The 830-nt window shown below is 66.3% G+C and carries 1 protein-coding gene; it reads right to left on the bottom strand.

What is annotated here, in order from left to right:
• The coding region (locus AB8E48_RS08930) for a glycine betaine ABC transporter substrate-binding protein (protein ID WP_368886477.1) at nucleotides 1-830 on the bottom strand (830 nt) is incomplete at both ends.

Below are 830 nucleotides of genomic sequence, written 5' to 3'. Positions count from 1 at the left end.
AATGGGCACCAGCTGCTGCTGCAAAAGTGCCGTCGAGGGGTCTTCCAGGGTGACCAGGCGGTTATCGTCAATTGCCGAGTCGCAGCTGTGCAGCAGGGTCACCTGCACGGTGTCTGCGGTGAGGGCGTTGACGCGCTCGGCGGGGTCATCCTGAATCTTCGGGTCGTGCACGCGGTAGCGGTAGAGGCTACGCAGGGAATCCACGCCGTAGGTGCCACTGGAGTACCCGGTCGGAATGGAGAACGCCAGGGAGGACTGCACGTCGCGCAGGTTTGCGAGGGAGTTGAGCTTGTGGCGAGCACTCACGGCGCGTGTGGTGACCAGTACATCCTTGTTGGTGGCGTTAGCGCCGTTGAGGAGCATGAGCTCTTCGGGCAGGATGCGCGAGATAGCGTTGGTCATATCGGTGGTGCTCATGGCGCGCAAGTTGATGGGGTCTGCGGAGCGGGTGGAGCTTGCGGTGGGGCTTGCGGTGCCGTCCTCTGCCGGCGCGGAGGTGGCGCTCTCCGACGCGGCAGGGGTGACGGTGGGCGCGGGCGGCAGGGTCACGCCTGCGGCGGCCGCGGAGGCGCTCACGGAGGCGGCGATGCGTTCGTTCTGCGCGGCGGCGGGGCTGATTTTGCCGTCGTCCGTCAGGTAGAGCAGCAGGTCGCCACTGTAGTCGATGACCAGGTCTAACGATTCAAGGGCGGCGGCAGTGGTGCTGCCGGTTTCCTCGTCGTCGGGCAGGGTGGCGGAGTTAGCCGAAGGCACCATGAGCCCGCGCAGGGCGGTCGCACGACTGTTGTCGGTGTCAACCAGTTCGACGGTGTAGCCGACCTGGCGCAGGG

This window comes from Rothia mucilaginosa, assembly GCF_964211445.1.
Classification (GTDB): domain Bacteria; phylum Actinomycetota; class Actinomycetes; order Actinomycetales; family Micrococcaceae; genus Rothia; species Rothia mucilaginosa_E.
Note: the sequence above shows the minus strand (reverse complement) of the source record. Positions and strands in the feature narration are given on the sequence as shown.